The organism is Dysosmobacter welbionis (assembly GCF_005121165.3).
Classification (GTDB): Bacteria; Bacillota; Clostridia; order Oscillospirales; family Oscillospiraceae; genus Oscillibacter; species Oscillibacter welbionis.
Window position 1 is genome coordinate 3,314,504 of the sequence record NZ_CP034413.3, and the last position, 23,797, is coordinate 3,338,300.

General features: G+C 55.2%; 40 protein-coding genes. 8 read left to right on the forward strand and 32 right to left on the reverse strand.

Features of this window, described 5'->3' with window-relative positions; genetic code table 11:
* Positions 1-161 precede the first annotated feature (161 nt).
* Genes EIO64_RS17295 through EIO64_RS17305 form a run of 3 tightly spaced genes read left to right on the forward strand, consistent with a single transcriptional unit; the run spans position 162 to position 6,303 of the window.
* The gene (locus EIO64_RS17295) at positions 162-1,379 is read left to right on the forward strand and encodes a hypothetical protein (protein WP_158629832.1); all 1,218 of its coding nucleotides are present in this window, start codon (positions 162-164) and stop codon (positions 1,377-1,379) included.
* A gap of 11 nt (positions 1,380-1,390) precedes the next feature.
* Complete coding sequence (locus EIO64_RS17300) at positions 1,391-5,629, forward strand: hypothetical protein (RefSeq protein ID WP_136891690.1); 4,239 nt, start codon at positions 1,391-1,393, stop codon at positions 5,627-5,629.
* Positions 5,630-5,688: 59 nt separating this feature from the next.
* Entirely contained in the window at positions 5,689-6,303 is a 615-nt protein-coding gene (locus EIO64_RS17305) for a hypothetical protein (RefSeq protein WP_136891691.1), read from the forward strand.
* Positions 6,304-6,334: 31 nt separating this feature from the next.
* On the opposite strand, the gene EIO64_RS17310 is transcribed toward EIO64_RS17305, so the two are convergent.
* Genes EIO64_RS17310 through EIO64_RS17325 form a run of 4 tightly spaced genes read right to left on the reverse strand, consistent with a single transcriptional unit; the run spans position 6,335 to position 7,683 of the window.
* Complete coding sequence (locus tag EIO64_RS17310; protein ID WP_136891692.1) at positions 6,335-7,063, reverse strand: Rha family transcriptional regulator; 729 nt, start codon at positions 7,061-7,063, stop codon at positions 6,335-6,337.
* Positions 7,063-7,278 (reverse strand): hypothetical protein, encoded by a 216-nt coding sequence (locus EIO64_RS17315; protein WP_136891693.1) that lies wholly within the window; start codon positions 7,276-7,278, stop codon positions 7,063-7,065. The genes EIO64_RS17310 and EIO64_RS17315 overlap by 1 nt, the downstream gene beginning before the upstream one ends.
* Complete coding sequence (locus tag EIO64_RS17320) at positions 7,275-7,538, reverse strand: hypothetical protein (protein ID WP_136891694.1); 264 nt, start codon at positions 7,536-7,538, stop codon at positions 7,275-7,277. Before EIO64_RS17320 ends, EIO64_RS17315 begins: the two co-directional genes overlap by 4 nt.
* 1 nt (position 7,539) lies before the next feature.
* Positions 7,540-7,683 (reverse strand): hypothetical protein, encoded by a 144-nt coding sequence (locus tag EIO64_RS17325; RefSeq protein ID WP_158629833.1) that lies wholly within the window; start codon positions 7,681-7,683, stop codon positions 7,540-7,542.
* Positions 7,684-8,156: 473 nt separating this feature from the next.
* Here EIO64_RS17325 and EIO64_RS17335 point away from each other — a divergent pair, with 473 nt between their 5' ends.
* Positions 8,157-8,444 carry a hypothetical protein gene (locus tag EIO64_RS17335; RefSeq protein ID WP_207754058.1) on the forward strand — a complete coding sequence of 96 codons (288 nt, stop codon included), beginning with the start codon at positions 8,157-8,159 and terminating at the stop codon, positions 8,442-8,444.
* Between the two features lie 32 nt (positions 8,445-8,476).
* Here EIO64_RS17335 and EIO64_RS18905 read toward each other — a convergent pair whose 3' ends face one another.
* From EIO64_RS18905 to EIO64_RS17460, 27 genes are all read right to left on the reverse strand, one after another.
* Positions 8,477-8,608, reverse strand: coding sequence for a hypothetical protein (locus EIO64_RS18905; RefSeq protein WP_283251949.1), 132 nt, complete (start codon positions 8,606-8,608; stop codon positions 8,477-8,479).
* The gene (locus EIO64_RS17340) at positions 8,605-9,273 is read right to left on the reverse strand and encodes a hypothetical protein (protein ID WP_136891696.1); all 669 of its coding nucleotides are present in this window, start codon (positions 9,271-9,273) and stop codon (positions 8,605-8,607) included. Before EIO64_RS17340 ends, EIO64_RS18905 begins: the two co-directional genes overlap by 4 nt.
* Positions 9,257-9,604, reverse strand: a complete 348-nt coding sequence (locus EIO64_RS17345; protein ID WP_136891122.1) for a hypothetical protein — start codon at positions 9,602-9,604, stop codon at positions 9,257-9,259. The genes EIO64_RS17340 and EIO64_RS17345 overlap by 17 nt, the downstream gene beginning before the upstream one ends.
* Complete coding sequence (locus EIO64_RS17350) at positions 9,601-9,759, reverse strand: hypothetical protein (protein ID WP_207754059.1); 159 nt, start codon at positions 9,757-9,759, stop codon at positions 9,601-9,603. The genes EIO64_RS17345 and EIO64_RS17350 overlap by 4 nt, the downstream gene beginning before the upstream one ends.
* An 88-nt stretch (positions 9,760-9,847) precedes the next feature.
* Positions 9,848-10,237 carry a hypothetical protein gene (locus tag EIO64_RS17355; RefSeq protein WP_136891124.1) on the reverse strand — a complete coding sequence of 130 codons (390 nt, stop codon included), beginning with the start codon at positions 10,235-10,237 and terminating at the stop codon, positions 9,848-9,850.
* The gene (locus EIO64_RS18910) at positions 10,230-10,355 is read right to left on the reverse strand and encodes a hypothetical protein (RefSeq protein WP_283251950.1); all 126 of its coding nucleotides are present in this window, start codon (positions 10,353-10,355) and stop codon (positions 10,230-10,232) included. The genes EIO64_RS17355 and EIO64_RS18910 overlap by 8 nt, the downstream gene beginning before the upstream one ends.
* 1 nt (position 10,356) lies before the next feature.
* Complete coding sequence (locus tag EIO64_RS17360; protein WP_158629731.1) at positions 10,357-10,503, reverse strand: YlxR family protein; 147 nt, start codon at positions 10,501-10,503, stop codon at positions 10,357-10,359.
* 1 nt (position 10,504) lies between these two features.
* The gene (locus EIO64_RS17365) at positions 10,505-10,768 is read right to left on the reverse strand and encodes a hypothetical protein (RefSeq protein WP_136891125.1); all 264 of its coding nucleotides are present in this window, start codon (positions 10,766-10,768) and stop codon (positions 10,505-10,507) included.
* The gene (locus EIO64_RS17370) at positions 10,768-10,971 is read right to left on the reverse strand and encodes a hypothetical protein (RefSeq protein ID WP_136891126.1); all 204 of its coding nucleotides are present in this window, start codon (positions 10,969-10,971) and stop codon (positions 10,768-10,770) included. The genes EIO64_RS17365 and EIO64_RS17370 overlap by 1 nt, the downstream gene beginning before the upstream one ends.
* Complete coding sequence (locus tag EIO64_RS17375; RefSeq protein ID WP_136891127.1) at positions 10,968-11,303, reverse strand: hypothetical protein; 336 nt, start codon at positions 11,301-11,303, stop codon at positions 10,968-10,970. Before EIO64_RS17375 ends, EIO64_RS17370 begins: the two co-directional genes overlap by 4 nt.
* Complete coding sequence (locus tag EIO64_RS17380; protein ID WP_136891128.1) at positions 11,290-11,529, reverse strand: hypothetical protein; 240 nt, start codon at positions 11,527-11,529, stop codon at positions 11,290-11,292. Before EIO64_RS17380 ends, EIO64_RS17375 begins: the two co-directional genes overlap by 14 nt.
* A complete protein-coding gene (locus EIO64_RS17385; protein ID WP_136891129.1) occupies positions 11,519-11,845 on the reverse strand; it encodes a Lar family restriction alleviation protein in 327 nt (108 codons plus the stop codon). Before EIO64_RS17385 ends, EIO64_RS17380 begins: the two co-directional genes overlap by 11 nt.
* Entirely contained in the window at positions 11,838-12,437 is a 600-nt protein-coding gene (locus tag EIO64_RS17390) for a DNA cytosine methyltransferase (protein ID WP_136891130.1), read from the reverse strand. The genes EIO64_RS17385 and EIO64_RS17390 overlap by 8 nt, the downstream gene beginning before the upstream one ends.
* 46 nt (positions 12,438-12,483) lie before the next feature.
* The gene (locus EIO64_RS17395) at positions 12,484-13,230 is read right to left on the reverse strand and encodes a phosphoadenosine phosphosulfate reductase (RefSeq protein WP_136891131.1); all 747 of its coding nucleotides are present in this window, start codon (positions 13,228-13,230) and stop codon (positions 12,484-12,486) included.
* A 27-nt stretch (positions 13,231-13,257) separates the two neighbouring features.
* Positions 13,258-13,581, reverse strand: coding sequence for a helix-turn-helix domain-containing protein (locus EIO64_RS17400; RefSeq protein WP_136891132.1), 324 nt, complete (start codon positions 13,579-13,581; stop codon positions 13,258-13,260).
* Entirely contained in the window at positions 13,571-13,900 is a 330-nt protein-coding gene (locus EIO64_RS17405; RefSeq protein ID WP_136891133.1) for a hypothetical protein, read from the reverse strand. Before EIO64_RS17405 ends, EIO64_RS17400 begins: the two co-directional genes overlap by 11 nt.
* Positions 13,897-14,511, reverse strand: a complete 615-nt coding sequence (locus EIO64_RS17410) for a DUF6291 domain-containing protein (protein WP_136891134.1) — start codon at positions 14,509-14,511, stop codon at positions 13,897-13,899. Before EIO64_RS17410 ends, EIO64_RS17405 begins: the two co-directional genes overlap by 4 nt.
* 14 nt (positions 14,512-14,525) lie before the next feature.
* Positions 14,526-14,942, reverse strand: coding sequence for a single-stranded DNA-binding protein (locus tag EIO64_RS17415; protein WP_136891135.1), 417 nt, complete (start codon positions 14,940-14,942; stop codon positions 14,526-14,528).
* A complete protein-coding gene (locus EIO64_RS17420) occupies positions 14,942-15,661 on the reverse strand; it encodes a hypothetical protein (RefSeq protein ID WP_136891136.1) in 720 nt (239 codons plus the stop codon). Before EIO64_RS17420 ends, EIO64_RS17415 begins: the two co-directional genes overlap by 1 nt.
* Complete coding sequence (locus EIO64_RS17425; protein ID WP_136891137.1) at positions 15,658-16,233, reverse strand: metallophosphoesterase family protein; 576 nt, start codon at positions 16,231-16,233, stop codon at positions 15,658-15,660. Before EIO64_RS17425 ends, EIO64_RS17420 begins: the two co-directional genes overlap by 4 nt.
* Positions 16,230-16,547, reverse strand: coding sequence for a hypothetical protein (locus EIO64_RS17430; RefSeq protein ID WP_136891138.1), 318 nt, complete (start codon positions 16,545-16,547; stop codon positions 16,230-16,232). The genes EIO64_RS17425 and EIO64_RS17430 overlap by 4 nt, the downstream gene beginning before the upstream one ends.
* Complete coding sequence (locus EIO64_RS17435; RefSeq protein ID WP_136891139.1) at positions 16,544-16,900, reverse strand: hypothetical protein; 357 nt, start codon at positions 16,898-16,900, stop codon at positions 16,544-16,546. Before EIO64_RS17435 ends, EIO64_RS17430 begins: the two co-directional genes overlap by 4 nt.
* Positions 16,897-17,490: a 3D domain-containing protein gene (locus EIO64_RS18915; RefSeq protein ID WP_136891140.1), complete on the reverse strand. Its 594-nt coding sequence runs from the start codon at positions 17,488-17,490 to the stop codon at positions 16,897-16,899. The genes EIO64_RS17435 and EIO64_RS18915 overlap by 4 nt, the downstream gene beginning before the upstream one ends.
* Positions 17,487-18,407: a pentapeptide repeat-containing protein gene (locus EIO64_RS17445; protein WP_136891141.1), complete on the reverse strand. Its 921-nt coding sequence runs from the start codon at positions 18,405-18,407 to the stop codon at positions 17,487-17,489. Before EIO64_RS17445 ends, EIO64_RS18915 begins: the two co-directional genes overlap by 4 nt.
* Positions 18,408-18,410: 3 nt before the next feature.
* Positions 18,411-18,587 carry a hypothetical protein gene (locus EIO64_RS17450; protein WP_158629732.1) on the reverse strand — a complete coding sequence of 59 codons (177 nt, stop codon included), beginning with the start codon at positions 18,585-18,587 and terminating at the stop codon, positions 18,411-18,413.
* 85 nt (positions 18,588-18,672) lie between these two features.
* Positions 18,673-18,873 (reverse strand): hypothetical protein, encoded by a 201-nt coding sequence (locus EIO64_RS17455; RefSeq protein WP_136891142.1) that lies wholly within the window; start codon positions 18,871-18,873, stop codon positions 18,673-18,675.
* Positions 18,866-19,042 (reverse strand): hypothetical protein, encoded by a 177-nt coding sequence (locus EIO64_RS17460; protein ID WP_158629834.1) that lies wholly within the window; start codon positions 19,040-19,042, stop codon positions 18,866-18,868. Before EIO64_RS17460 ends, EIO64_RS17455 begins: the two co-directional genes overlap by 8 nt.
* 482 nt (positions 19,043-19,524) lie before the next feature.
* Between EIO64_RS17460 and EIO64_RS17465 the strand changes: the two genes are divergently transcribed.
* A complete protein-coding gene (locus tag EIO64_RS17465) occupies positions 19,525-19,746 on the forward strand; it encodes a hypothetical protein (protein ID WP_136891697.1) in 222 nt (73 codons plus the stop codon).
* Between the two features lie 169 nt (positions 19,747-19,915).
* Here the strand turns inward: EIO64_RS17465 and EIO64_RS17470 are convergent, their stop codons facing one another.
* Entirely contained in the window at positions 19,916-20,068 is a 153-nt protein-coding gene (locus tag EIO64_RS17470; protein ID WP_158629836.1) for a hypothetical protein, read from the reverse strand.
* 217 nt (positions 20,069-20,285) lie between these two features.
* Here EIO64_RS17470 and EIO64_RS17475 point away from each other — a divergent pair, with 217 nt between their 5' ends.
* From EIO64_RS17475 to EIO64_RS17485, 3 genes are all read left to right on the forward strand, one after another.
* Positions 20,286-21,059: an XRE family transcriptional regulator gene (locus tag EIO64_RS17475; RefSeq protein WP_136891699.1), complete on the forward strand. Its 774-nt coding sequence runs from the start codon at positions 20,286-20,288 to the stop codon at positions 21,057-21,059.
* A gap of 128 nt (positions 21,060-21,187) precedes the next feature.
* Positions 21,188-22,276: a tyrosine-type recombinase/integrase gene (locus tag EIO64_RS17480; protein WP_136891700.1), complete on the forward strand. Its 1,089-nt coding sequence runs from the start codon at positions 21,188-21,190 to the stop codon at positions 22,274-22,276.
* A 257-nt stretch (positions 22,277-22,533) separates the two neighbouring features.
* Complete coding sequence (locus tag EIO64_RS17485) at positions 22,534-23,721, forward strand: FtsW/RodA/SpoVE family cell cycle protein (RefSeq protein ID WP_249390727.1); 1,188 nt, start codon at positions 22,534-22,536, stop codon at positions 23,719-23,721.
* Positions 23,722-23,797 lie beyond the last annotated feature (76 nt).

Below are 23,797 nucleotides of genomic sequence, written 5' to 3' on the forward strand. Positions count from 1 at the left end.
CCCTTTTGTTGTATAATTGTTGTACAACTTGATAACAAGCTAGAGCGTTCAGCGCCAGAGTTCGGAGTGATCCGGGCTTTGGCGCTTATTTTTTTTGAAATTGAGGTGAAATTGATATGGCAGCTGCAGAGGAGTCTATCCGCGGGAAAACCAGACCGGATATGTCCAGAAACGAGGGACTGGCTGGGCAGACGGTCACGAAGGGAGACTATGAATATACCTACGATGATAATGGGTATGCGAAAAAGGCCATCAATGTCAAAAACAGACAGGAACGGGAACAGGAGGGGTATGGTGGAGGCGGATATTCCGGAGGCGGAGACTCTTCCTATTATGACTCTCTCCAGCCCACGGACCTTTCTGGATACCTGAATGACATGTACAAAGCCTACACGGACGCACAGCTGGCGGCTCTGAAATCGGCATACGAACAGAATTTGGCAGGTCTGCAAGCAGACGCGGAGAAAATTCCCGGCATTTACCAGGGCGCCCGGAATGAAGCGGCATCTCAGAATGATATTGCCCGAATGGCCTTTAATGAGTACGCAAACGCACGAGGCTTGAACACCGGAACCAGCGGGCAGGCGGCTCTTGCAAACTCCGCTGTGCTGCAAAGCAACCTCACGGACATCTCCACAAAGGAGTCCGATGCCATTGCGGAAAACGCCCTGCAACAGCAGCAGCTGGCGATTGAATACCGCAACGCGGCAGTGCAGGCGCAGGCGGAAGGGAACTACCAGATGGCCCAGGCCCTGTACAATGAGTATGTGCGGCAGGACAACGCCGCCATGCAGACGGCACAGCTTGCCCAGGAGCAGGCCAACTGGGAAGCGCAGTTCAACGCTGGAAACAGCCAGTGGCAGCAGCAGTTTGACGCTTCCCAGCAGGAGTATCAGGACAGCCTTTCGGCACAGAACCGGGAATATGCCTATAATCTGGCGATGACGATGCTGGCGGCGGGCGTGATGCCGGACACCAATACGCTGAACGAGGCTGGGATTTCCACAGCCGACGCGCTGAATATGCGGCTTGCTGCAATGTCTACTGGCGGTTCGGACGGCGGGCGGAGAAGTACAAACACTTCTGGTGGGGATTCTAGTGGCGGCGATGAAGGAAACAAAATCGAGAGCACCCCAGATACAGAAGGCACTGTGAAAAAGGCAGACCGTGACACCACAATTCGAAATCTGAATGGACGTCTGCAAATTACAGACGCCTCCCAACTTGGCCCAGCCGCAATGAATATTGCAAACGCCATGAGCAGGTCAAACTCGGCATCACAGCTGGGAACTATTGGTGAAATGATTTCGAATGCACTTGAACGTGGACAGATTACAGAGGCAGAAGCGGACTTTCTGCTTCGGTCTATCGGCCTTTAACGGAGGTGTCTATGGCAAGCATCCAAGACCGGCTTAACAAGTTGCAAGAAATGAGCCGCCAGCAGGTGAGAGACAGGGAGCAGGAAACGAACCCAAGGACAAAGGCAACTAAGAAAAGCGCCCCTGTCTCTCAGAAACTGCAACCAACTATACAACCCCCAAAAACAACTGATCCACGGCAGGACCACATCACCGACATTGTGGACAGCACCACGGGCACCGTGATCCAGGTGGACCGGCCCTCCCGTCTGGGGAGCATGGCTAAAGGCGCGGTGCAGGGAACCGGTGCAAACTATGCCTCTTCCGGCGGGTCTTTGCTGGACCTGATGCGCAGTGTGGACACCGCCAACAGCTTTTCCACAAAGCGGGCCAATCAGGAGGCTGAGAACGCAGCCCACTACCGGGAGATGTTGAAACGTGGGACGTTGGATGATGGAACACCCATCACGGCGTCTATGCGGAAACAGCTGGAGACCTTGGCGGCGCGTGCGGAGCAGCGGTCCGGCGTCTACCGCCAGGGAGCGGAGGCCCAGCACGCCCCCATTTCCCGTGCCATCAACTCCGCCTATGAGACAGCGGACCGCCTATCTGAGCAGTCTGCGGAGAATATCGCGGCGGCGAAAGAGGGGCTTGGCGGTCTGGGGCAGTTTGCCGTGGACGTAGGTGTGGCCGGGACGCAGCTGGCAGGGGACGCCTTGATCGGCGCCCTCCTGGCTCCTGTCACCGGCGGCGCATCGGCCCTTGCCCCCATGGCTGTCCGTGGCTTTGGCTCCGGGACGCAGCAGGCCCGGCAGGAGGGGGCGACGCTGGGGCAACAGCTGGCCTATGGCGCGGGGAGCGCGGCACTCAGTGTAGCGACAGAGAAGATCGCCAACGTGGCCGCTCCGCTTCGACGGACCTTTGGTTCCGGTGTTCTGGACAATGCTATCGCAAAAGCAACCGGACGCCTGGGCCAGAGTGCGGCTGGACAAACGGTCCTTTCCGCATTGAGCGAAGGTGGCGAGGAAGTCGTGGAAGCACTGGTGCAGCCTGTTTTGCAACAGATCACCTATGATAAAAACGCCCTGCAGCAATATCAGGACCCGGACTATCTGGCAGACACCATTTATCAAGGCCTGATTGGAGGCGCTTTGGGTGGTGCGCTTGGAGCTGCTGGAAGCATTGGCCGCAGGAGCGCCGAAAATGCCAATCGCCGGGCCACAGATGCCGCAGGAACGGCGCAAACGGAAACTGCACCCGTTTCCACCACCCAGGCACAGGAGGCTGCAGAGGGCACTACAGGCTTTTTGGAGCCAACGCTTGTTAGCCGTGTACGTCAGTCTATTCCGCATATCCAAAACATGAATCCGGTTGCCGAGGTTACTGGGACAGAAATCCCCCGAAGTGGAAAACTGGTGGATCGGCTTGCCTCTTTTGTCAATGCGATTGGGAATAAGGTCAATCGGCCCGGCTTTGGTGATGTTCTATTCTCCAGGGGGAGAATCAAGTCCAGCATGATCGGACATGGGACAGGCCCTTCCAAAATCGAGACATTTGCGGCCGTCCCGGATGTAATCCGAAACGGCCAGCAGATTGACTATCAACAGAACTGGAAAGGGCTCGGCTATGATACCTACACTTTCGCAGCGCCAATTACCTACCGGGGGCAGCCTACTTACTTAGGTGTCATTGTCACGAAGGACAGCGCCAGCAACCGCTACTATCTTCACGAGGTAGTGGATGCAAATGGAGACGTCATCTTTAGAAATGACGAATCCCCCGCATCTACACCAGACGGAACTTCTGCCCTTTCGGGTGACCTCGATACCGTAGTAGACGCGGGGGATGGTGCAGGAACAACACCGGGCACTGTCGACACCGTGACAGACGGGCGGGCCTCCCGAGGAGTTCCTGCTTCTAATACTACTATAGCACCCGGCGCGGAAAATGTCAATTCGGACGCTCTGGCGCAAATTCTGTTTGGGGATACCCGGCAGGAAACCGGAGACACACAGGCACCGCCAACCTATGACAACCTGGGCAGCGCCCGGCGGGGCTTCACCACCCCCGGCATGGAAGGGCAGGAGAGGACCAGCCGCCTTGCGGAGTCCATGCCGTATAATCAATATCAAGAAGCCGCCACCGGCCTTTCACGGGAGGACTATGCCAAGCTGTTCCGGTATGAAAGCCAAACAGAAGGGCGTTCTCTCAATCTGGCAGAAGAACTGGTGTACGCCGTTCGGGACGGCCAGCGGACCTTCCTGCGAGACATTGACGAGACGGCTTTTCATGAGTTGGTGCAGTCCCTAGATGATGCGACGGCATGGAATGCGCCCCAGATGGATGCCGCCCGGATGATCCAGCAGGAGCTGCAGGGCAGGTCCGCAAATCTGGAGATCCCCTCTGAGGAATATACGGACTTCCTGCGGATCATGCGGGAGCATGAGACTGCCACTGGTCAGGGCGTTCAGGCAAACGCCAAGTGGAGCCGCCGGGACAACCAGAACGGACAATCTTCGGAGCTGGAGGCGTGGGACAATCTGCAAAACTCCAATCTTTCCGAAGAAGAGAAGCGCAGCACCTTCCAACGGATTGTGAAGTGGGATACGGAGATCGAGCAGGCCGCAGAGCCGCAGCAGTTGAAAGACATTATCCTGAACGTTGCACAGCAGCGGGGCGTTTTGAATGGCTTAACTGGTCGGCAGAGCCGGATTATGACCGCGGTTGCAAACAGCAGCTTGGACTCCCTGACATTCGACCAGTTGAAGCAGTTCGCCTATGCTTCCACTTCTGCGCTCAGCACCGACTCCACACCGGCCAACATGGGTCAGAAGATCAAGACTATCCAAATCCTGAACATGCTGTCCAACCCCAAAACGGCGGTGAAGAACATCACCGGAAACACGTCTTTCTACGGCCTGGACGCGCTTTCCATGAAGGGGGCGGCCCTGCTGGATATGGCGCTGTCCAAAGTAACAGGGACCCGCAGCGTGGCCTATGAACGTTCCAATCTGGGGCAGGCAGCCAAGGCGATGCAAATGGCGATTGCAGAAATCACCATGGACGTAGACATGGGCGGTAATCAGAGCCGGTACGGCACCAGCAGCCGCCGGACCTTCAAAGCCAGCGGAAACTTTGTGGACCGTGTAATGTCTATGCTGGAGCGGAACCAAGCGTACCTTTTGAATGCCACAGACGAATTCTACAAGGGCCTTGCCCGCAGCAATGCGAGCCGTACCCAGGCGCTGGTCGACCAAGGGAAGATCAAGACTACTGACAAGGACTATGCACAGAACCAAGCTGACGCACTTGCACGATACCGGACGTTCCAGGATGACAGCAAACTTTCTCTTGCGATCCAGCAGGTACATGATGTACTGAATATGGTTGCTGGCATTGGTGACAGTGGACGGAGCATCCGCGGCCGTACAGTCCATGCCTTCGGAGCTGGTGACATTGTGGCGCCGTTTACTCGGGTAGCCGGAAATCTGGCATCTCGCGGTTTGGAGTATTCTCCCGCGAACGCTGTCAAGGGTATTGTGGAGATGGGTAAAACCGTGGCGCAGGCTGTCAGCGGTCAGAATGTGGACCCGGCTGCACAGGCCCGGGCCGTCTCTGACACTACCCGGGGCCTCACCGGAACCGCCATTGCTTACGGATTTATGCTTTTGGCCCAGTCGGGGCTTCTGTCTCAGGCAGGGGACGAGGATGATCCGGACGTGGCGGCGCTGAATTCCAGCGAGGGCATCACGGGAACCCAACTGAATATCTCCGCAACGGAACGGGCTTTGTCCGGTGGAAGCACGGAATGGCAGAGTGGAGACACCCTGATCGACCTGTCCTCCATCGAGCCGCTGAACCTGTTGATGAACCTGGGAACGGAGATGGCAAAGAGTGAAGGGAACCCCATCGTTTCTTCTTTTAATGCTGTGCCGAAATCCTTTATGGATGCAACTGCGGAGCTTCCGGTGATGCAGTTCATTGGGAATGCGGCAACGGACATCATCAAATATGGACAGGACCCACAGGAAGTATTACTGCAGGAGGGGGCAAACACGGTAGCTTCTTCCCTGATACCAAACATTCTGCGGTCTACGGCCCGTGGGCTGGATGACCGACCCCGCAATACCTATTCCGGGGATACGCTCGGAGAGCAGGTTGTGGACAGCGTGAAGAACAGCATCCCGGGTTTGCGAGAAACCCTGCCGGGGTCTGTCAACCCACTGGGGAGGAAAAGCTGTATCAGGGGAGCACTGCGGACCGCCTGCTGAACGCGCTGCTGAACCCGGTGGGAGTCAATACCTACGACCAGAGCGAAGTGTCTCAAAACATGGAAGCGCTGCGCGAGCGGACGGGGGAGACCTCCTTCTATCCTTCTAAGAGCGCCCCATCGGAGCTCTCGTACACAAAAGATGGCAATACCTATAGCAAGTCCTTGACCTACGAGGAGCGGCAGGACTATCTCCGGGATCGCGGCGCCGTCGCACTGACTACGCTGTCCTCCATGATGGGCAGCAGCGCATACAAGAGGGCGAATGATACTACCAAGACGGAGCTTTTGGACCTCTGTAATGACTACGCCAGCCAACGGGCAAAGAAAACGATTCTGGGAGCCGACAGTGTTCCGGCATGGGTAAACAACGCAGAGACAGCGCAGAACGATCTTGGAATATCTCCAGCGGAATACTTGGCCCTCTATCATCAGTACGGCGCCGAGATCATGTCTGGGACGGCTTATGAGAAAACGAAGCAGGCAGTGGCTGCCGGTCTGACTGTCGAACAGTATGCGGATATGAAGAACGGAATTGATGCGGACAAGAATGGGTACAAATCCAAAAGTGAGGCCAGGGCTTATCTGGATAGCCACAATTTCACCCAAGAGCAAAAGGCGGACCTCTGGACAATCATCAACAAGAGTTGGGAGAAAAATAACCCCTACGCATAAGAGAAGCCCCGCCAGACGGCGGGGCCTTTTCTCACTGTTTGGAGATGATCGTTTTCAGAACCGGAACAACGCTTTCGTAGTATCGGAAGGACGGGACTTCCTTTCCGGGGCAGTTCTTGGCAACGTCATTGACCCATGTCCCGTACTGCTTCGTTTTCAGGTGGTTCCGGTTGGCGAGCATCCCGACCTTGTTTGCGGAGATGCCCAGTTTTTCGCCGATCTCCTGTGCTGAGTACATCTTTTCCCCGATATAGGGCAGGGGGAGCAGGTATTCCCCAGTCAGCTCCTTGGTAGCGTGGGCCTGGAGAACCTGTCTGTAAGTACCGTCATACTCCTTCGCCAGACGCTCCAAAAGCTGGGCCTTGCGGACGCGGATGCTCTCCATCTGGTAGTCGGTCATTCCCAGCCGCTTTGTTTTGCCGCCTTGGATATGTTCCCGCATCTTCTCAAAGGCGGAGACGTAGGCAGCAGTGAACAGGACGCCCTTTTCTCCGGTCATCTTGTTCGCCACCATGTCGCAGCCCTTCTTGGTCAACAGGTAGCAGGGATATTGTTTGCCGCGACTTTCAAATGTGCTCTCGATGAAAAAATCTGACGGCGCAATTTTGCGCTGCGAAATTTCATCGGATTTTTCCATCACTTCAATGTATCCACGGATATCCCGGAGCAAATCCTTATGGTTCCGGTCCGTCCATTCAGCCACATCCCGGCTGTCGACCACTTCTGCGTCATTGAAATTAAAAACTCTCAGTTCGTTCATTACTGGCCCTCCTTCATGCCATCCTCTACGCCGAGCAGGTAAATCCGATATACGGTTGCTTTCATTGTATCTGCAAAGATTTCATCTTTGCATTTTCCGGGAGCAGTGACGGACTTCCTTGCACCATCCCATATTCTCATATACTCTTCTAGAACTTCATCCAGGGAACGTCCTTTCGAGATTGCGTCCAGTGGGACACCTTTCTGTTCATTCATTGTGATACCTCCATAGATTTTTGAACTTGTTCATGCAGTTGCTCTAGAGAGCCGCAGATGGCGTTCAGGGCAGGGAAGTAAATGCTGCGGACACGCTTGGAAAACATTTCGTTCAGCACCTCCGGGTTGAACCCGTCCAGGTTTTCATGCCGCTCTGGGTCAGAGTCAAATTCATCCTGATCGGCAGCTTCCATCGTGATCTGAAATATGGCGCAAATCTGTTTCAGCCTCACGGCGACAGTGTCCATCTCCATATCCATATCAGTCACCCTCCTTCGGCTCTTTGGTGGTAATGATGATGTTGTCCGGGGTGGTGCCGACATAGGCGGCGGCCACCGCAAGGACCAGATACCGGGTGTTGGATGCCTGATTGATTAACTCCTGAATCGTCGCAGTTTTGTCCATGATAATCCTCCGTTCAATTTCTTCTTGACGGGAGGTCTCCATGAAGGTAGAATGGATTTACCGGCAGGGAGACCTCCGGGCGGAGAAAACAGCTCGTAACTTTCCACGGTGCCGGGCTGTTTTCACTTTTTTGTGGCTAAAAGTAGATGGATTCCTTGCCGTATGGCTTCACCACGAGAAATATTGTGCTTCTCGCAATATTCTCTGAGGGCTTTTTCGGTTCCCGGGTCTAACCTGATTGTCAGGTTTACACCCTTCGGATTATCTACTTTCGGCCTTCCTGTTCTAGGCGACATTTCATCACCTCACTTTTTGCCTTGCATTTAATATAATTTATGAAAGGCGAAAAGTCAAGGAGAAAATTCACAGTATATCATGGACAGATTGTGGCTCTAAGAGAAAAAATAATTTTCTGTTAAGTCTTGCTAAATCCTGTCAATCGGTGTATGCTTTGGGCGAGGGAGGAATGAAAGATGTTTATGTCTTTTTTGTTGGACATCGTTTACGCTGTCACATACAACCTGATTCTGATTGTGTTTGGGTTGATTGCGGTTTCAAAAGCGAAAAAAGGGAAGAAGTCAAAAGGCTGGCTGATTGCAGGTGCCATTATTCAAGGCGTGTCAGTTGCCGGTGGGATTTTGGGAAATTTGGGGTTTGGGAATGCACAGCCGATAACATCCTACGGCATCCTTTCTTACATTTTGTATGTTGTGCTGATTATCGCTTTTGCGCTTCTGATTCGAAAGAAGAAAACTGTATGAGAGACCTCGGCGGGGCGGGTGCCCCGCCTTTCTCATTCCTCCCGGTATTCGATGTACTTCTTGAATGGGGCGGATTTTGCTGTGCCGGACCGGGCCTTGACGATACTTCCAGAAGCCCACTCGCCATTATCCAGCCGCTTGGCTTTGAAAAGGATTTCTCTCATTGGGCACCTCCGATGATCTCGTCAAAGGTATATACCTGACCCTTTTCAACAGACGGGAACAGATGTCTGGTGATTACTTCTCTCTGAAAATATGTGCCGTCTACAATTTCCAGGCACTGCGTCCATGCACCATCGTATTTTATTGCATTGATCTCCGGGAGCAAAACTTTGATTGCCTTCGCCCTCTCCACCTCCTGCTCGGTGAAGCGGGGCTTGCAGATGATGCAATCAGCGTTATTGATAATGTAACAAAGTTCTCCGGAGGTCACTTCTCCACCATGTGCATTTCTGATCTCTCCATCTGTACCGACAAAATAACTTTTCGGCTCATCAAATGGGAAGTCATTAAACTGGAAGTTCTGGTTTACCTCAACCCCCAGCACCTCGCAAATTCTCGGTTTGTCCATGTTGGCCTCCAAACTTTCACCTTTGCTATCATTTTTTGTAAGTACATTTCCATCTTCCACCACCTCATAGCCCATCAGGCGAGCGGCTTCGTGAGGGTTGGCTCTTACGTATTCATGACACGGCCTCTTTGTCCCTGCGTATTGCTGCACGGGTTCCCGAATCTCGCAATAGTCGCAATCTTCTTTGCTATCGCAAAACTGCGCTAATGCCTGTTCAATGGTAAGTGCGACTTCGCCCGTCTTACTCCGAAACTTCATGGTCGGCCTCCTTGCCCATGCGGGCACCACAATGACAATATGGTTCTTCTTTTAGCTCCTCTCTTCCGCATAAGCTACAACGAAATGATGTGTATTCATGGAGAATAGGATCCCCATTCTGGTCATATTCAACTGGAATATATGTATGATGGATTTCTGGATTCCATCTCCCGTGTCGCACCGGGGCAACGTCAGCGGCGGGGATGCCTTTGATTGCTCCGCCAATATTCCAAGCCACGGTATCGCCGCAATAGTCTGCCATTCTAAGCCGATCTTCATATTCTTTCTGGCAGATGTCGAGTGCTTCCGCCCTCTCGATGTACTCCTTCATTCTCTCCACCTCTGTTCGTGGTCGTCTGCAATCCGTTTAATGATTTCCAGCTCTTCATCCGTCAGCGTCCGGTTCCACGCAATGGAAAAATCGCCCGTACACCGATTCGGGCAGGCCGTACACTCGCAGCGGTTGGCGTTGCTGGTATCATTCACCCTGAATGGGCAGCTGTGGTTATAGCAGTCAGTTCTAATCCCTAATTCCCGTTCGACAAATTCAGCGGGATACATCGGCGGTATAGTTTTATTCTCCATCCTGCTCCTCCAATACGGTCATATCATAGCCGCTCTCTATAAATCGGATCGTTTTTTGATGGTCGCAAGCGTTCCCGAGATAAGTGTAAATCTCTCGCATATCCTCCACACTGAACCTAGTGTCAAGATATTGATTTATACCATTCAGGAAGAAAATATGAAGGGCTGTATTATCTACTGCACGGCGAAACGGCGTGGACTTACAAGCCGCGCGGGAAAACCACTCCAACACCTTGCACTTTACATCCAGTTCGCTCTTGCAAGTGCTGATATTGAAATACACATTTGCCTTTTGGTGGGCGATAAACTCCCCCTGGGCGTTGATGAACCATCCAGGGAAGGAAAGCCCAAGTCTCCTAATGACTGCCCAATCAACCATCCTGCTCCCTCCGTAGTGCGGCCTCCTCGCGGGTCAGGAAAACGGTTTTACCGCTATATTCGGTGTTGCCAATTTTGAGCCGCCATTTCCCGCCGTCAAAGTATGTCAGCCGCTTCATGTCAGTCCTCCTCATACTCCGGGTGTACGCCCATGCAACAGTCAAAGCAAATCCAGCCAGTGGGAGAACATTCATCTCTCACCATCTCGCTCTGCTCATACCGTTCCCCACAGATACCGCACTTTCGGTAGTATTTACGCTTTTTCATGTCAGCCCTCCTCGCCGTCCCACTTCCATGCGGGGCAAAGTTTGTGCAGGTCCTCTACTGCCGCATCCCTCTCCCGCTTCATCTGATCTCTCTGATTTTCTACAATTTCAATACACCGCTTCACCTGTTCCAGCTCGGCCCGCAGCTGCTCGTTTTCGGCCCGGAGCGTGGAGAGGGTGGTGGCGCCATCAAGTGCAACGCCTCTTTTCAGGTCCTTCCCTTCAAAATATCCGTTTAGCTGCTCAATCAGCTTCTCAATGTCCATCAGGTGTCCACCTCCACTGGTTGCTTCATCCACTTCAATGCAGCTTGCCTGCACCCTTCATAAATCGGAATGTTTGGATAAGCACAGATGAAATTGCATACTCCGCCTTTTTCATGCTCACAACACTTACAAAAGTCGGCTCTGAGAAAAATGTCCGCCAGTTCCTCGTCGCTCATGGCCCGGATTTTATCTGCGTTTGTCATGTTTCATCCTCTCCCTCCGGCGGGCGGCGGTAAAACACCCAATGCGGGATTTCCTTTACATTGTAAATGCTACCTGCAGGTGTGATGATATGCCCATGCTGGCACAGACACCAGTACCCGTTCCCGCCCTCGATGGGTTTGCAGGCAACCCACACAGGCTCGTCCATCTCCCGCAGTTCCTCCAGCGTCAGCGGCTCGTTCGGCGGGGTGAGGGTGGGCGTGAAGTAATCACACCCATCCGTACAGAAACAGCTTGCGTTCTGCGATTCTCGGCTCGCCCACAGCGCACATACCTTTTCGTGCAGGCACTTCTTGCAATCAAACTCTTCCATCTTTCAGCGCCTCCTCAGTCGCAATCATCTCGATTACCGGAACAACTTCAAAGTCTCTGTCCCACGAAGAACAGCCGCTTCTAGCCTGCGCCTCAGAACGATATGTCTTGACGGATACGTCTTTTATTTCGGATATGGGACGAAAACTAAAAGCCTTTGCTAGACCGCACCAGACCTCTGTTCTGTTTTTCCGCATGACCACATAGCGCTTGCGCTCAATCCGCATCGTTCAGGACCTCCATCCTTTTCATCACCATCTCCACTTCCATCTTGATCCCCTCCAGCATCTCCATTTCCTCCGCGCTCAGAATCGGCGCGCGGGTGTTCCAGGCCAGGCGGGCTTCGTGTTCCGTCTTATACCATCCGCTGTTCGTAAAACATTTCATGCAGATCACATTTCTGCGGACATTTGGCTGATAGTAACGTTCGTTCCGCACCCTTGCCTGTCCTCTGCACATAGGACATGGCACCAGCACCCCCGCATCCGTCAGCCGCTTCGCAGCATCTTTATTTCCGAGCATGGCTAATTTGACGTCATCCATTACAAATTCCTCCCCATTGTTCTGCCATTGCCTGAGCTATGCCTGGAAAGGTCTTGGCCCGATTCTTCTGTCGGTCTTTCCCACCTCGCATGAACCATGTTCCAGCTTCGTGACAGCTGCATTTCGGGTCAACAATGTTAGTTGGCTCCAAAGGAGGAAGTCCTTTCAACCACAGGCGGGTCTTTTTCTGAACCGGGTGTCCGAACATCCACGGCTGGACCTCCTGGGTGTGCGGCGGCATTTCATAAATCTTGCTGGATACTGGGTTCTCCACACAGATGTGCGGGCAGTCGGCATTCAGAAACCTCAAGAAAAATGCTTTTGCCTCAAGCCCTGTCCGATAGCGCTCCTGATTGAGAACGCCCCCCTTGAACAGGTGTTTTGCTCCGGCGTTCGACAGATATGTACAAGGCGGAAACGCCAGAATCATGTCCCACTGCATTTTCAGCATCTCCAACGCGTCACATTGGATGTGCCACTCAGGATGGCCTCCGCTGCACGGCTCAATGTCGCAGCTGTATGCTTCATGCCCCAGCGCCCTGAATGCTTTGCACACTTCCTGAGACTCTTCACAAGCCACCAGCACTCTCATAGCTTCGCCGCCTCTTTGTCGCCCAGCAGGGCGCGCTTTTCATCCGTCATAGTCCTAAATCCTCCCATGTGATCTGCCGTTCTTCCAGGTCAAACCTGGACCCCATGTAAATGATGTTGTCATCTGTCCGGAACCGCCCAGGGAAAGCAACGTTTTCCACGTGTTGGAGCTCTAAGAGCTTATCCCATAGCTCCCTATGGTGTGCCCGCAAATGTCGGAACTCATTGTCACTGGTATTTGGGCAGAAGAAGCACCCGCCACGCTTACAGAACTCATAGGCTGGAGAGAGGAGCCCGTATTTCCGGCAGAGTTCGCGCGCATCCTTCTGGGTGTATCCGTATTTCTGCAGCAGGGATATTTTCTGCCCGCCCAGGCGCAGCAGTCTTTCGTCCTCGTCTGCTGCATATCCGATATACTGTACTGCTCCTTTATGCGCCCGGCGAAACCGGCCCAGCGGAGGTGTCTTACAGCGATCTTGCACCTTGCAAAACCCCGGCGACGGGAATCCTTGATACTTTCCGGCCCGCAACCCCTTTTTGATCTGGTGCCAAAACACGTCCATAAACGTCTTTTGAGATCGCAGAACCTCCACGCGCACGCCATGTTCCTCAAACCACGGGATTGCTATCCCGTGGATAAAATCTGCATGTTCCGGGACCTCTCCGCTGGTATGCGCATCAAACATGACCTCACAGTATACCAAGGCTGTCAAAGGCTCCCCGTGCTCGAGAGCAAGCAGGGCTGTTGCCGTACTGTCTGCGCCGCCGGACCATGATGCAAAATGCTCAGTCATGCTCTCTTCCTTTCCAGCGGGCGGCTCTCATGCTTCCACCTCCGACGGATAGACTGCGTACTGGCCCTTGCCGTAACGCTGGTATTGGGACGCCATCCGCCGGAAGGACTGGTATTGGATGCCCAGATATTCCGCACACTCTCGGGCGGTGCCCTCAAAGGCGTATTGCCCGTCCTTGCCGTAGATGGTGTACATCTTCAGGCAGTAGCGACGCGGTATCCGCACACGCCCATATTTCCGGGCCCAGATGCTGACGGTCGAAACGGACACATTGACCGCTTTGGCAATGTCCTTCTGGAGGCATCCCCGGTCCACCATCTCCAGAATGGTTTGCAGCTTCTTAGTTGTCATGACTTGCCTCCCATTCCCGGTACAGGGAAAACCAGTCCTCCGCCCGCATCGTCACCAGCCACTCGCAGCGGCTCCGCCGGTGGGCTACAATGGGATATTCCCAAGGAGGCGCATCGTGCTTGGCCTGGGCCATGGCTGCCTCCAAATCCAGCCGCTCCACACGCTTGACTTCCTGATGGATGCCGGGCAGCCCTACAACGTCAGAGGCGTCCCCGGTGTTCCCGCAATACTGAGCCGTGCGGCGGCAGTCATAGCCCTGCCCACGGCAATAGCTGGCCCATTCCAGCTCTCCGCGCTTGCCTTTTTGTTTGCTGTTCATGGTTCCTCCTTGTGGTGATACATTTCCCGGATGTACTTCCACGTCTCGTCGTTCATGCTTTGGGCAGTAGGTTTTTCCTTCCCTTCCTGCTTCCTGCGCTTTTCCCAGGTGATTACAGCCTGTTTCCAGTCCTTCATGGGAGACTGACCGATCTTCCAGCCCTTGGAGGCGTAGAAAGCAACAAACGACTCTGGGTCTACCCCGTTGTTCCGCTCCTGACAATATGCCCTGACTTCATCGACTGTCGGAGGTGAAAAGCGTTTCCCCCTGGAAGAGGGGGTAGGGGGAGTATAACTATCGTTCTCATTCTCTTCCTCTCTCTCTACCTCACCCTCTACCTCTATCTCTCCCTCTATATTGCTTTCCGTTTGCTTCCGGTTTGCTTTCGGTTTGCTTCCGCCTCGCTTCCCGTTTGCTGCCTTTTTGCTTGCTTTGTCAAGTATCGGTTTTACAAGCAAAAAGGAAGCGGATGCCTGTCCTGTTAATGGCTTGCTTTCTCCCTCGAACACATAAGTACAAATCGCCGTCACAAAGGGAAGCTGGTCCTTCTTCGGAAGCACTTTTAACGCCTCCCAGAAGCTGCGGTAAAAGGTAAATTGGTCACGTTCCAAGCAGTTCACCCGCCTTAAAACGGCAGTTTGCCGTCCTCTTCGCCGATCTCGGCGAAGTCTGCGGCTGAGACATTGACGCCGCCGCTCTGGATGGGGAAGTGGGACTCCTTTTCTGTGGGCCACACATAGTCCGCTATCAGGTCTGTATAGGTTTTGCCGTTGTACTCCCGGCTCTCCAGCCGCCCGGCGGCGATGACCCGGTCGCCCTTCACCATAACGGACAGCTGGCGGGCCAGATGCCCCCAGCCCTTGACAGTCAGGAAAGCGGCGGTTCCGTCCTTGCGGCCATAGGCCCGGACGGAGATGGAGCCGACCTCCTTGCCGTTGCTGGTGATGCGGATATCGCCGTCACAGGTGGCCTTTGCGATGACGAGTCCGGTCTTGACCTCGTTGCCGCTGCGGTCATAGTCCGTAATGCCATTGATAAACATCAGGAGTCCTCCTTTTGCAGAGCGTCCACCAGGGCGTCGAAGTCGCCGGACTTGATCTTGCTGGCGCTGTCGTAGCCGTGGGAGCGCAGGAAGTCCTTGGCCTCCTGTTTGGTAAATCCGTGGCGGCTGGCGCAGGTGTAGAAGAACTTGACCTGGGCGGGGGTAATGGGCTTTTCCGGGTCTTTGTCCGCGAAGTAGGCCCCGGCATCCTCTGTGTCGCTCTCAATGTCCTGAGTGAAGCTGTCGGACATGCATCCCAGGGACAGGGCGGCGGACACCAGGGCCCGCTTCTGTGCCATCTTCAGGGCGCTGTTGGCGCCGTCGTAGGGGGACTGGCTGCCGGTGCGGCCCTCCCGGGTGTTGGCGGAGCCGTAGGAGCTGGTAATGATGTACTCTTTGCCATCCACGATCTTCACCAGGTCACAGCGGACGGCATAGAAGAAGAATCCAGTCTCCTGGTTTTCGATCTTGCTCTCCATGTGGTATCGCTGGCAGAGGCCGTAGGCTACAGCAACTTTTTCGGCGCCTGCCTTGAACAGGGTGGGGTGCTTCGTCATGGCCTCCCCGTTCTTCTTGCGGATCACGCCGAAGTCGATGCCACGGCGTAGGGTCTCCGGCTGGCAGCCAAACACGGAGATTTCATAGTCCCCGGTATGGGGCTTGCGCTGCACCGTCAGGGGCGCGGCGTTATAGCTGTAGAGCATTATTTCTTCACTCATGCGTGGTTCTTCCTTTCCACTGCCTGATTCATGAACAGACAGATTTTCAGCAGTTCCAGGTCATAGCGGACTTCCGTGAGCTCATAGGTCCCATCCTTGGAGAGTTTCAGAGCATAGAGATAATCCGGGGTACTATGCCATGGGGGCATCAATTCTTGGTAGGCTGTCAGCTGGGCCCGGAGAGATGGGCCGTGGAGTTGGCCAGTCTTGATGTCCAGGATACAGCTGCGGCCATCATAGAGCGTCCCGTATCGGTCCAGCGTTCCTGCGTAACCAAATTCCAGATTCCCCATGGGGTGCTCGATCAGCTCCCAGTCCGGGCGGTAGTCTTTCAGGAAGCGGCGGTAGGCTTTCAGATACCCGGCGATCTCCGGCGTTTCCTCCGGTGTCTCGCCATAGTCGATCAGGGCGCAGGCTTCATGGACGGCGGTCCCCCGGCGGGCGGCGGTCTCCGCCAGCCACGGCTTATCCGATTTGTAGTCGTATGCCAGAAAGCGGCAGATGTGGGTAACGCTGGGGAGTTCCACGCCGTCCAGGGTATAGGTATGGGACTTTTCATCAAACTGGATCACCGGAACTCGCTCCTTTCCTTGATGCTGCGGCCGTCCAGCCACTCGTCCAGCTGGTCCTCTTCCTCTTCCCGGAGAGTGTCGGCGAAGCCCCGGAAACGGGATAGAAGGGAGCGGCGGCAGGATTTGCAGAGGATGACCCCAGCGGGCATATAGTCTTTGCAGATGGGGCAGACGGCGGCGTCCTCGATATAGGACTGGCCGCAGACGGGACACAGCTCCTCCCGGTAGCGGTAGCCGGGGAATACGGTGGGGTCCGTGCCCTCCCGGACCATAGGGGCGTCAAAGTAGGCATTGCAGATTTGGCAGTGCTTCATGACTCGCCCCCGATCCGGAACGCATCTTCCGCGGGAATACCCATGAGACGAGCCACACTGTCCCGGAATGGCTTGGAGGCAGCCAACCGCCCGGAGAGCATCTGGTATGCCTGGGCGTATGAGACGCTGCCCACGTCCTGAATGAAGCTCTTGACCACGCCGCCATAGTTTTCTACAATGTACCTTCGGATGACCGGATACAGCACGGACGGGGGCCGGGGCGGGATTCGGATGCAGGCCGATAGGTCATTCTTGATGGTGCAGTCCGCGTATCCGATTTCCCGGGCGATCTCCTGCCAGTTGTGGCCGTCGATCCGCATCGTGAATGCCTTGATACGTTTTTCTCTTGTCAAATAGCTCCCTCCTCGATGAAATAGATTGTAGCGGTACGGACTCCGGCCTGGATGGCGGCCTCGTGGCTCTCCATGCAGAGGTCGATGTGGGCGCCTTTCACGGCGCTTCCGGTATCGTCCGCCCGGTAATAGTGGAGTTCTCCGTCTCCGTAGTCCACCAGGACATCAGAACCCAATGGGATGATGGACGGGTCCACGGCCACAGAGACGCCGGGCGTGGCCCTTCTGCCGCTGGCGGTGATGCCGTCGGACTTGCCGCAGCAGCGGGAGCAGGTGCAGTAGTGGGTGACGGTGACATCATCCAGGCGGACGGCATGGGACAGCAGCGCCGCCTCGATCAGCTCGTTTTCCGCGGCCTCCTGCTCCTCTTCGGTGAGATAACAGCGGACCAGGGCCGGGGTATCGTCGCCGGGTAGGCTGCCGTCCTGCGTGGCGGGCTCCGGCTTGTGCATGGCGGGCCGATCTGCTTTCACCGTCATAATCAGGTAGCTTCCCAGCCACGCCAGCAGCAAGATCAGAAATAGGAGATATGTAATCAGCTGCCGCCTCTGGCTCCGGCGCCGCCGCTCTTCGCGGGTCAGCTTTTTCATAGGATATGCCTCACCGCTTCTTCTCGGGTAATATAGAAATGGATGCCCGTGCTGCACTCGTTCCAGCGGTTTTCGTCGAAATCCGAAACGGAGACCACAGTTCCGGGAATGTAATGGAAGTTCTCATCTCTATCACTGACGGCGACCTGCTCCAATACAATCCCCTCTAAATCCTGAATCTCCAAAACGGTTGCCTTTGAGCAGCGGCACTTCCGGCCTGTTCCGGAACTGCGCACGGCATCTTCGGTAATTTCCAGCTTTACAATGCACTCATGACCGCTGGTTTTGACCCTTGCCTTTTTCCAGCCGACAAAAGCGCCGATTTCCGGGCAGGCAATGGGATAAAATAAATTTTTTGCCTTTTCAATGTAGTCGGCCCTGGACAGGTCGGCCCTGGACAGGTTGGCCCCGAACAGGTTGGCCCTGGACAGGTTGGCCCCGGACAGGTCGGCCCCGGACAGGTCGGCCCTGGACAGGTTGGCCCCGAACAGGTTGGCCCTGGACAGGTTGGCCCCGGACAGGTCGGCCCCGGACAGGTCGGCCCCGGACAGGTCGGCCCTGGACAGGTTGGCCCCGAACAGGTTGGCCCCGAACAGGTTGGCCCCGAACAGGTTGGCCCCGAACAGGTCGGCCCTGGACAGGTCGGCCCTGGACAGGTCGGCCCTGGACAGGTTGGCCCCGAACAGGTTGGCCCTGGACAGGTTGGCCCCGGACAGGTCGGCCCCGGACAGGTCGGCCCTGGACAGGTTGGCCCCGAACAGGTTGGCCCCGAACAGGTTGGCCCTGGACAGGTTGGCCCCGGACAGGTCGGCCCTGGACAGGTTGGCCCCGAACAGGTTGGCCCGTTTTCCGCCATTTTCGCCTCGTAGCCATTTAAAGTGCTTGTCCAAAATATTTTTCAACTCTTGTTCGTCCATGCGTTATTCCTCCTTGTAGGTCTCCCGGAAGCTGCCTTCGGGGAAATCGAACTCCACGGTGAAATGATGGTGCCGCTCGTTGATGGAGACTACCCGGCAGGGATGCGGGCCTGTCCTTGCGGTCACAAAGGCGCTGGTGGGGATGGTGGGTTCCAGGCACAGCTTGTCTCCAATGTTCATCTGTGGCCCTCCAGTCTGTCCAGTATCCAGAAGAGACCGTTTGTCAGGGAGATGGCTCCAGCGGTCAGAACGATGATTTGAAGGATCATTTCGACACCTCCGAAAGACTCCGGGCCAGGGTGGCGGCGGAGATTTTGGAGCCGTTGAAGGGGAAGCGGTTCTTCAAAGTGCTGTATTTCTTGATGCCGGTGAATCGCCGGACATCCTCCAGGGACAGCAGGTGCCGCCCTTCGGTGAATTCTAGAATGTCCGCGAGGTTGTCGCGGTAGTATCTTGACTCAGACATTCGGGTCCTCCTTTTCTTGATGGTCGTGGTTGCTGTTCGGGTCTGACGGGCGAAGGCGCAGAGCCTCGTCAAAGGTCATGCCGTAGGCCGCCCGGTTGAGCTTGTCCATGAGCCGCTTGGTGTTGCGTGCCTGGGACTCCAGGTCTTTGATGGTGCTGTTTTCGTTCAAAGTAAATTCCTCCTTGCGATTGATTTCCGCCCGGAGGAATGGTATACTGTCCTCGCGGGCCTGTTGGCGCTTTCAATAGGTTCCGCAGCCCTCGTCGGTGGTGTCAGCACTGGCGGGGGCATTTTGTTATTCAATCTGAGTAAAATCCGTTCTCTTTTTGCAGAAAAAGCAATACATGGTTTTCCTGTGCCCAGGCAAGGTGGCGCCTCTATGTCTCATTTTTGTGGCCGGAGTGATTGCCCCGCAGACATCGCATTGAAAGAGGCGCTTTTGGCACGTTTGCTCTCGAATCCTTTTCATTGAAATTTTCAGATCGTCATATCTCCTATCTGTTTATATTGCCGATTTTATTGATATGTGGTATCCTGATAACAAGGAGTGTGTTGCCGCATGATGACTTCCGAACAAGCGGAAATGCTGCGAAGGACCATCCAGGGCGTCCGGTTTTCTGACTTAACAGAACGTGAAGCGGACATGCTGCGGTGGCTGATGGCAAAGCCAAGGGATATTGCTCCGCAGATGTGCAGAGAGACCTGGAAGCCATCTTTGCCACGCAGGACGGCCTTTGCGCCCTTGCCACTTATGACCATGAGAAGATCATGGAAAAGCGGAAGAAGCTGGACCGCTGGTATCAAGTCCTCTTACTGGTGATCGGCGCCTTGATCGGGCAGCTTGTGGAGCTGCTCTTTTCCGCCCTGCTCTGAGGCCCTGTAGACTTGGGCCAGATTTCGCAGATACAGAGACCAGAACTTATCAAATCGGGCTGTGTCATAGCCGCTTTCCGTTTCGGGAATGATCCCGGCGTCGATGGCGGCCAGAAGGGCACAGCCCTTTTCGTTTGCAAATACAGGTGTTTCCATACGGACCTCCTTTTTAGCTGGCGTACTCATCACCGTCCTCTGCGAATAGGTATTCAAACTTCTTCCCGAAATACTGGCAGTAGGCACGGCACTCTGCGGGAGTGAAGCGTCCTGACTTTGTTTTGCTCTGATAGGCGGTTCGGCTGACTCCGATGATCCTTGCCATATCCTCTTCTGTCAGCTTATGCAGGGCTTTCTGCCCCAGGAGATTAGGGAACATATTTCACGCTTCTTTCACTGTTTGCGTTCCGAAAACTCTAGTTATATGATAGTCTCGATTTGCAAACTTGTCAAGAGATATTGGCAAAAAAGTTTGCGTTCCGAAAACTTATCATTGACATTTGCAAAATGCAAACTTATAATGAAGCTGAGGAGGCGATAATGTGACTTTTGGTGAGAGATTAAAAGAGTTCCGGGAAAGCTGCGGTTATACACAAGAGGAACTCGCTGAAATGGTCGGCGTTGCAAAGACCACGATCACTGGTTATGAAAAAGGGAATCGGAAGCCGGATGTCCCCAAAATAAAAAAGCTGGCACATGCTCTTGGCATTACAGGCGATCAGCTTTTGGGGACTGGATTAGATATAAATAAAGCCCCGCTCTATTCGAGCGAGGCGATGCGGCTGGCGAAAGACTATGACGGGCTGGACCGCTGGGGCAAGCAGGCGCTCCGGCATGTAGCGGATGTAGAGATGGCCCGGATGGAAGATGAAGAGAGATTTCTGCGGGATGCAGGCGAATCGGAGGAAGAAAAGCCAACAATCCCAAACTTCTGGTCGGAGCCTGCGGCCGGTATGGCCTCCCCCATCATGGGCGAGGATTACGATGAATACACCTTGCAGCCAGGAGACCCGAAGGGCGCCGTTTTCTCTGTGCGGATCAGCGGCAACAGCATGGAGCCGTATTTCCCGAATGGGAGCAGGGTCTTTTGCAATAAGGACCCGCTGCGAGATGGTGATATTGGCGTGTTCTCCGTGGACGGTGAAGCGGTCATTAAGCAATACCACTATGACCGGATTCTGGGGATCACCTATTTGTTTTCCCTGAACCGGGAGAGAGCGGACGCGGATGTGGTGATTACCCGCAACAGCGGGCAGATGTTGGTCTGCCTGGGGCGCGTCATTACGAAGCGGCGATTCCCGTTGCCGGGAATGTAAAAAGAAAGACCGTCCGGGCGTTGACGCACCCGGACGGCAATGCAACCAACCAGCAACCACGACGAAGCCAGGAGGTCTGTTCACAGTATAGCACAGACCTCCTGATGAAGCAATAGGAGGAAAAGAAGATGGCGAAGAAAAGCAAGTATCATCAGAGGCCGGACGGGCTATTCGAGGCGATCCGGACCATCAACGGAAAGCGGGTGGCATTCCGGGGAAAGAGCTGCCGGGAGGTGGACAGAAAAATCCTGGAATACCAGGAGCAGAAAGAGCGTGGGCGGGACTTCCCAAAGATCGCGGACGAGTGGGAGGTGCAGCATGAAGGGGATATTGGAGAATCCACGCGGCGGGTTTACTCCTACGCCGTGAAGCGGCTGAAAGAGGCGTTTCCCGGACCTGCGAAGGAGATACGGCCCCTGGACATCCAGCGGTATATCTCCGCCTTTGAGAAGCAGGGGAGGAGCGCCAACAGCGTTTCTATTGAATTGTGTGTCTGCAAGATGATATTCGCCCATGCGGTGATCTCCGGAGATATTGATATTTCCCCGGCTGCGGAGATCAAGAAGAGCCGGGGGCTGCCTGTGAAGCACCGGGAGGCGCTGACCGAAGAGCAGGAGGCCGCCGTAAAGGCAGCGGGGCGGGAGAAGAAAGCCCACTGGTGGCTGTTTCCGTATCTACTGCTTTATACTGGGATGCGGCGGGGAGAAGCCCTGGCGCTGACCTATGCGGACATTGACCGGAAAGCCGGAGTCATCCATGTGACCAAAAAACTAAACTACGCCTACAGTACCACACCGACACTCGAAAACCACTTGAAAAGCGAGAACGGCAGACGGGACATTCCGTTGCTGCAGCCGCTGGCGGACGCGCTGCCCAAAACCAGAGCGGGGCTGATCTTCCCAGGCAGAGACGGAGGATTTATGAAACAAGGGGAGATCGCTAAAAACTGGCGGAGGTACTGCCAGGATGTGGGGCTGAATGAAATCGTCCAGACCAGCGACGGGAAAATCCATGAGACATTCCCAATCACGCCCCACTGTTTCCGCCACAGCTTCGCCACGATCTGTTATGAGGCGGGGCTTGACCCCCGGCAGGCTGCGGAGATACTGGGAGACACACCGGAGGTTCTGGAGAGCGTTTACACCCATCTGCGACAAGAGCACAAGGCAACTGCGGCCCAGCTGCTGGGAGCTTACATGGACGCCAGAGATGGATAGTTTTCCACATAGTTTTCCACTGTGAACGTTATGCGCCGCTAACTGTGAATTTACTGTGAATTTCAGGGGTAATTTACAGTAACATAAGGTAACTTAATCGGATGCCGCGAAAAGCTAGAGCCGCAAGGGAAAGACAGTGATTTCAGCCGTTGGATGAAATTCGATGAAATTAAACAGTCTGTAAAAACAAATTTGCGGCGTTTACACATCTTTTCATTTGTGGTATACTGCATTCGTCAAATTCTGCGCCGGAGGAAATGGAAACGCCCATGTGGAACCGACTGAAAGCCATTCTGGCAGACTTCATCCAGCAGGCCGACCTGGTGCTGCTGGGGCTCTGCTGCGCCGCCACCCTGTACGGCATGGCGCTGATCGCCAGCGCCACCCGGTATCTGAACATCGGCGGCATCGTGCGATATGTGGGCGTCCAGGGGGCGGCCATGGTGCTGGGCATCTGCGCCTATATCTTCATGTCCATGTTGGACCTGGAGCGGCTGATGCGACGGTGGAAGTGGCTTGTGGCCTTCAACGTCGTGTTCATCGCCCTGCTGCTGACACCTTTTGGCGTCTCGGACAACACGGGCAACACCGCATGGCTGAAATTTCCCTTTCTCCCCTTCAGCATCGGCCCGGCGGAGGTGGTGAAGATCACCTTCACCCTGCTGCTGGCCAAGCAGTTGGAGTGGCTGCGGGAGGTGAAGCGGGATCTGAAATCCTTCCCCTCCGCCCTGATGGTGGCGGGGCACACCATCGCCCTGATGGGGTGGTACGTGGGGATTTCCGGGGATATGGGCAACGGCCTGACATTTTTCTTCATCTTTCTGTGCATGGCCTTTGTGGCAGGCTTCGCTCTGCGGTGGTTCGTCCTGCTGTTCGCCGGCAGCGGGGCAGCCATTGCCGCCTCGGTGGCTCTGGGCCTGATGCCGGACTATATGATCAACCGTTTCCGGGTCCTGTTTGACCACTCCTATGATACCCTGGGAGCAGGCTGGCAGCAGACCCGGGGCCTGCTGGCCCTGGGCTCCGGCGGCCTCTTCGGCCAGGGATACATGCAGGGCACCCAGACTCAGGCGGGGGAGGGGTCCCTGCCGGCCCGGCACACGGACTTCATCTTCTGTGTCTGCGGGGAGGAGCTGGGGATGATCGGCTGTCTTGTTGTGATCGCCCTGCTGGCGGCCATCATCATCCGGGTGCTGCTGGTAGCCCGCCGGGCTGAGACGCCCTTCCACTGCTATGTCTGTGTGGGTGTGGCGGCCATGCTGATCTTCCAGACTGTGGTGAACATCGGTATGTGCCTGTTTGTGATGCCCGTGATCGGTCTGACCCTGCCGTTCTTCAGCTACGGCGGGTCCTCGCTGTTGACGCTGTATGCCGCCATGGGCGTGGTGTCCGGCATCAAAAAGCGATCCCCTGTGGTCCGCCGTCCGGGCAGGCCCCTGGGGTGAGCGGAAGGAGCTCCCAAACACGGCCGGAGTGCGCTCCGGCCGTGTTTTTCTGCATATTTCCGGCGGGCGGGAAGAA